The organism is Paenibacillus sp. 01L418 (genome assembly GCF_056400045.1).
Window position 1 is genome coordinate 1 of record NZ_JBFTSN010000419.1, and the last position, 5,496, is coordinate 5,496.

Genomic DNA, 5,496 nt, shown 5'->3' on the forward strand with positions numbered 1-5,496 from the left:
GCTATTAGCAAAATGCCAAGCAGCAGCAGCCATGAGCTTGTTATTGCAATTGGCGCAGAAGATGTAGATGCTGATGATAAATTTGAATGGCTGATTTTCACGAAATAATCCTTCTTTCTCATGCTGATCAATCTAAGTTGTTTAGTTTCCCATATAAGCGCCTTAAACATTCAACAAGGCGCCTTATACGATTATTACAAATAACAAATAGCAGCTTTTATTTTTTTACTCGATACCAATATTCGTATTGCGGGACATACCCGATTTTATCGTACAGCCGATTAGCTGCTGCGTTATCTTTTACGACGAGCAGATAACCTTCAGTCGCTCCATATCCCTTGCCCCATTGTAGAAGATGCAGCACTAGCTGCTCGCCAAAACCTTTATTTCGATAGTTAGGATCGGTCACAATATCATAAATACCAATCCAACCATCCTCAATCACCGCATAGCCGCATGCTACCGGTATTCCATTATCGTGCAAGATTGCGCAGCATTTATCCAGCGGTGACTGTTCTAACATTTTACGTGTAGTTGACCGCTGTTCATCCGTTAAACGACTAAAAACCGCAACCGCATCCAGCCAGTTCTCCGAAACTTCCTGTTCGAGCCAAATTTCAGCAGCCTTCGGGGATAGAGCGTCAGAAAGATGTATCGTCTTTACAATCGTCCGGTCGATAAGCTCATAACCGCGAGTCGCCAGTTCCTCATCAAGCGAGGTTGGCTGGACGAAGGGTGTTATTTTAAAAACAGAGCGAATGCCCTTGTGTTCATACAGTTCCTCGCAGGAGCTGATTTTTGCATCAAGCTGAAGCGTGCTGCCGTACACAGGATTAATCGAATTGGAACGTTTCGTATAACCTTCTGCAAAACGAAGCAGCCAGCCGTCGTAGACAACCGTTTGCAAAGCTGGCCAGCCATTCAAGCTCATTTCCTCTATGCGAAAATGCAACAGTCTCTTAATCTGCTCCATATGATGCTGATCATGCCATATAAAATCTTTTATATACTGACTTACTTCAAAGGCATGACCGTCCGCATCTACATAGTCAGCTTTGTACTGCTCATCTGCTAACTGTGCTATCGTGTCAATAATCCGCTCACGTATGCTTGCAGCTTCATGAACGAGCTCAGCGATCGAAGTTGACTTGCTGTATATTTTAGCTTGTTCGTTAAACTCATTATAATCCAAATGTTTAACCGTAAGCGGCAGGCCAGCTCGCACCTTTAAGATTGCTTCTTCATAAAAATAAATATCCCAACGTAAAATATGGGCTGTGACGTCTCGAACCGACCACTTTCCTGCGGCAATGCTCTGATTCCAAATACGTTCGTCGTAACGCGCCAAATCGGTTACAAACGTTATCCATTCTTTGAAGGTGTCCAGCAGCTGCAATTTCTCGGTAACCATATGCAAATTCCACTCCCCTTAAACTGGCATAATCATCCAAGCTTCCATTTATCATAAAGGATGATTCATTAAGGAGAAAGATTTTTTTCCATTTTTGAAATAAAAAAAGCCGCCTCATGAGCAGCTAATTGCGATTCTGATCCTCATAACATATCAAATCGTTCAAGCTGTTCCAGCTGATTTTCTCGCTTCAATATTTCACGCTGCAGCGGTCCAAGCAAATCAAAATGCGGATACTCTGACCGCGCATGAATATAGCGAGGATTAAGGCCGTTATCGAGGCACCAGCGCGAGAGCTTCTCCATATCGGAGCAGCCTACCTTCGTTACTGTTTTCATGTCTGGAAACCTCGAATCCAGCCAGTAGTGCGTCAGAAATGCAATTTCTCCGCGGGCAACGGCTTCCTTCCATCGCTGCAACTCTTTTCTTTTTATGCCAAAGGCCACAGCACATCGCTCCTTTAACGTTGAACATTCCTTCCTGACTAGATATGGACTCTTTAAGTCAGGATGTTCTTGACTCTCCCTACTTGCCCATCAGCCAGTCTCACTTTAATGCCATGAGGGTGCTTAGGCGAATTCGTCAAAATATCTTTCACGACACCTCGTGTCAGCTTGCCAGTCCGTTGATCCTGCTTCAAAACAATGTCTACCGAAAGGCCCGCTTTGATCGCGGAACGCTCTGTTCCATTCATATTTACCATTCCTCTGCTGCTCTAATGTCGGCTTTTAGCATAGCATAAGCAAAGTAAAGATGCACATTATAAGGACAGCTGTTATACTTAACATCAAAAGATGTAAACGAAATGAGGAAATGTATTAATGTCTAACGCATTTAACGCTTTGGGTATAATTCCCAAGCTAAGCGAATTGCTTCACCATGATGGAATTATCGAGCCGACTCCGGTTCAAAAGCAAGCGATTCCACTTCTGCTCAACGGGCAGGATGTTATTGCACAAGCTCAGACGGGCACAGGCAAAACGATTGCGTTTGCTTTGCCTATTTTGCAACGTATTAATATAGAGAAAGAACAAGTCCAAGCTCTCATATTAACTCCAACGAGGGAACTTGCGATTCAAATTACGAGCGAGCTCAAAAAACTTGTTCCCGCTGTTGGCGTAAGCGTGCTTGCTGCCTATGGCGGCCAAGACGTTGATGCTCAGATTCGCAAACTGCAGCGCTCGCCCCATATCGTGGTTGCAACACCTGGTCGTCTAATCGATCATATGAAACGTGAAACCGTCAGCCTAGGCAAGCTGCAAATGCTTGTTCTCGATGAAGCGGATCAAATGCTTCACATGGGCTTCCTGCCAGATGTAGAAAGCATTATTTCACAAACGCCGAAAGCTCGTCAAACGATGTTGTTCTCAGCTACAATGCCTGATGCTATTCGCAAGCTGGCTGCTGATTATATGAAGACGCCTGTCGATATTCGGGTACGCAGTACTAACGTCACACTCGACAGCATTACACAAATCGTCTATGAAACAACGGATAGAAGCAAACAGCAAACTCTCGTGCATTTGCTAGAGCGTCATCAGCCCTATTTGGCCGTTATTTTTTGCCGGACTAAAGTTCGCGCGAAAAAATTAAACAAGGAACTCCAAGAGATCGGCATCGAATCGGATGAGCTGCACGGCGATCTTACGCAAGCGAAGCGTGAGCAAGTAATGAAGCGCTTCAGAGATGCAAGACTGCAAGTGCTCGTAGCGACTGACGTTGCTGCTCGCGGACTCGATGTTGAAGGGGTTACCCATGTTTACAACTACGACGTTCCACAAGACGGCGAGCTGTATATTCACCGTATTGGCAGAACAGGTCGCGCTGGGCAAGATGGCGCAGCCATCACACTCGCAACTCCTTATGACAAAAACCATTTGATTCTTATTGAACAAAGCATAAATGCTAAGCTTGCACGCCGTGCGATTGACAGCGAAGGCAACGAAACATCTGTACGCGCACAAACCGGCGATCGTCCAGAGAGAACACGCAGTGCAGCTGGCAAAAGCAGTACACGCGGCGGAAGCAGCAAGCCAACCGAGGGTGGACGCCGCGGCGGTCGTGACCGTTCTGCTCAAGGTGATCGCAATGCGAAGCCAGGCGGACGCAGAGGCCAACGCGAGACCGTTCGTCCTAATGCTGGCAAACGTACAGGCAGAACAGCTGAGATTCGCGGTCAAGCTTCCGAAACAGCTGGCGAGAGCACAGGCTGGTCAGCCAACCGTGGGGACCGATTCGAATCCGCAAGCCCTGCTCGCGGTAATGACCGTTCCCAAAGCCGCAGCAGTTCAACTCGCGGCGGTGATCGTTCCGAAAGTCGCGGAAGTTCAGCTCGCGGTGGCGAACGCTCCGAGAGTCGTGGCGGCTCAGCTCGCGGTGGTGCAAGTCGCACCGGCGGCTTCGGCAGTCCTCGCGGCGCAGAGCATGTAGCTGGCCGTGCCTCGTCCAAGGTGGATAGCCCTTGGGAAGCAGCGCGCAGTGATTTCAAAGCGAAAACACTAAACGAGCACGAAAACGGCCGTGGAACAGGCAAGCGCGGCAAATCATCGTCAGGCGGACGCAGCGGCTCACCTGCCGGCGGTCGCGGCAACAGCCCGCGTGGTGGCGGAAGCTCTTCGAGCAAACCGCGCGGCGGCGGCGGACGCAATCGGTAAACAACATTAAAAGAAAGAGCGGTCAACACAGGAACTAATTCCTAGTGCTGACCGCTCTTTCTTTTTCTATATCATTCCATCAGGATCTTACTTCGTTAACCGATAGATCATATTGATTATTATTGATAGTCAATGCCGCCTCATAATATCCTCTGCCGCAGCTAGTAGAATTGCATTGGCATTTATACGCGCCGTTGCATCCGCAAACGTAAAAATGTGTAGGATCTACTGTAATTCCGCTTACCTTCAGCGGCCAATGGCAATCAATAATATAATAATAGCTAGGGTCCAAATTTTTAAGCAGGCTTATGCTTGCAAAGCTGAATTTTCCAGGTGCATTATCCAGCCATACATATTTCACCTTACCGTTCGTACCAGGAAAATTCATCTGTCCAAAAACATTTCCTAAATACTTTACGAATATCCGAAAGAAAAAGAGCTGTTTAATTAGCTCCACGCGTGCTCATAAAGCGCTCTAGCCACGCCATCCTCGCTATTCGAAAGTGCAACTGCATTAGCTGCCAGCTTCACTTCCTCAGGAGAATTGCCCATTGCTATGCCCATGCCCGCAAATTGAAGCATCGTTATATCATTATGATAATTGCCGATTGCTAGAATTCGGCTGCGATCAATGCCTTTAATTGCTGCAAGCTGCTGCAACGCTTTTCCTTTATTGGCTTCACTATGATGCACATCGATAAAAAAGTCGCCGCTCCGAATCGAATGAAGCTGCTTAGGCCATCCCGACCATTCCGTTTGTACGACATCCATCTGATCCTTCGTTCCGAAAACTGTAAATTTCACAAGGCCGCTAGGCAAGCCCAGGCGGAAATCATGAATCGATGGTTTAGCTTGAAAATGACCATACATTGCTTCTACTTCCGGCGTCATGCTCTCGACCATCATTTCAAAAGCAGTATTCAAATCAAAATGAATGCCATTCTCGCGGCAATATTGAATAAAACGCAATAAATGCTCAGGTACCATATCGAATTGGTGAACAACGGAATGGTCATCCGCATTAATCGTAGCTGCTCCGTTATGAGTAATCACCGTCCCGCTAAGTCCAAGCTCTTTTAGCACAGGAAGTGCGCCTGATGGTCCTCTCCCAGTACATAATACGATTTGAGCTCCGCGATTGGCAGCCTCATGTACCGACTCACGAATAGCTTTCGTCAGCACATGATCATCTGTAAGCAGCGTCCCATCCACATCTAAAGCAATTAAATCATAATTAAGGCTCATGTCTCCACTCCTATTCCAAACTCTGTAAGTGCTCTCTCTATCTCTTAATTACAGCAAACACTAGATACAATGTCTAATCCGTCTTCCGTTTATGTGAGCGCAGAAGCTCTAATTCTTCTTCCGTCAGCTCCCGATAGGAGCCCTCTTCAAGAGTTTCATCAAGCTTAAGCGGACCCATCGATACTC

At 46.9% G+C, this 5,496-nt stretch carries 6 protein-coding genes; 1 reads left to right on the forward strand and 5 read right to left on the reverse strand.

All coding sequences use genetic code 11. The features are described 5' to 3' along the window. Positions 1-217 precede the first annotated feature (217 nt). The 3 genes from AC1DSE_RS29255 to AC1DSE_RS29265 form a co-directional block, all read right to left on the reverse strand. On the reverse strand, positions 218-1,411 hold the full coding sequence (locus AC1DSE_RS29255; RefSeq protein WP_477511351.1) for a GNAT family N-acetyltransferase: 1,194 nt from the start codon (positions 1,409-1,411) through the stop codon (positions 218-220). Between the two features lie 143 nt (positions 1,412-1,554). Further along, positions 1,555-1,857 (reverse strand): hypothetical protein, encoded by a 303-nt coding sequence (locus tag AC1DSE_RS29260; protein WP_477511350.1) that lies wholly within the window; start codon positions 1,855-1,857, stop codon positions 1,555-1,557. Between the two features lie 53 nt (positions 1,858-1,910). Continuing rightward, positions 1,911-2,105, reverse strand: a complete 195-nt coding sequence (locus AC1DSE_RS29265) for a YwbE family protein (protein WP_076266853.1) — start codon at positions 2,103-2,105, stop codon at positions 1,911-1,913. 127 nt (positions 2,106-2,232) lie between these two features. On the opposite strand from AC1DSE_RS29265, the gene AC1DSE_RS29270 reads away from it, so the two are divergent. Beyond that, positions 2,233-4,065, forward strand: a complete 1,833-nt coding sequence (locus AC1DSE_RS29270; protein WP_477511349.1) for a DEAD/DEAH box helicase — start codon at positions 2,233-2,235, stop codon at positions 4,063-4,065. A gap of 79 nt (positions 4,066-4,144) precedes the next feature. On the opposite strand, the gene AC1DSE_RS29275 is transcribed toward AC1DSE_RS29270, so the two are convergent. Then, on the reverse strand, positions 4,145-4,453 hold the full coding sequence (locus AC1DSE_RS29275) for a hypothetical protein (protein WP_477528628.1): 309 nt from the start codon (positions 4,451-4,453) through the stop codon (positions 4,145-4,147). 59 nt (positions 4,454-4,512) lie between these two features. Then, the gene (locus AC1DSE_RS29280) at positions 4,513-5,310 is read right to left on the reverse strand and encodes a Cof-type HAD-IIB family hydrolase (RefSeq protein ID WP_441881042.1); all 798 of its coding nucleotides are present in this window, start codon (positions 5,308-5,310) and stop codon (positions 4,513-4,515) included. Positions 5,311-5,496 lie beyond the last annotated feature (186 nt).